This window comes from Bacillus sp. Nf3 (genome assembly GCF_003028545.1).
Taxonomy (GTDB): Bacteria; Bacillota; Bacilli; order Bacillales; family Bacillaceae; genus Bacillus; species Bacillus safensis.
In genome coordinates this window covers 1-543 of the sequence record NZ_PYUA01000094.1, presented here as the reverse complement: position 1 = coordinate 543, position 543 = coordinate 1, and the positions used below count along the sequence as shown (strand labels likewise).

The window sequence follows — 543 nt, the reverse complement described above, 5'->3', positions numbered from 1 at the left end:
AGCCGATTGCCGGCGCGCTGTGCCTGCGAGGCGGCGACACCCTGTATGGGCGCTACTGGGGAGGCGCGACCCGGCCCGGCCTGCACTTCGAGGCCTGCTACTACCAGGGCATCGAATATTGCCTGCGCGAGGGCCTCACCCGTTTCGAGCCCGGCGCGCAGGGCGAGCACAAGCTGGCACGCGGCTTCCTGCCCGCCCGGGTGCGCAGCCGCCACTGGGTAGCCGATGCGGAGTTTGCCGACGCCCTGCAGGACTGGTGCCGGCAGGAGCGGGGCGACGTGCGTCGTTACCAGCAGGAGCTGCTGGGGCACAGCCCGTTCCGCGCGGAGCCGTAGCGTCGAGCTTGCTGGACGTGCCAACCAAGGTTGGCACCTACCGGGGCATTGTAGCGTCGAGCTTGCTCGACTGACGTGCCTACCGGAACCGGAGAAGGTAGGCACCCTCCCCCGTTACACTGCGTGCATGACCCGCCCGCTGCCCTGGCGCCTGGCCGATGCGCCGGACGCGCCCTTTCCCCCGGCCGAGACCGCGCTGCGCCAGCCC

The 543-nt window shown here is 71.1% G+C and carries 1 protein-coding gene; it reads left to right on the top strand.

Annotated features, from left to right (window positions below; genetic code table 11):
* On the top strand, window positions 1-335 hold a 335-nt coding region (locus C9414_RS21010; RefSeq protein WP_181286204.1), incomplete at its 5' end, for a peptidogalycan biosysnthesis protein.
* Window positions 336-543 lie beyond the last annotated feature (208 nt).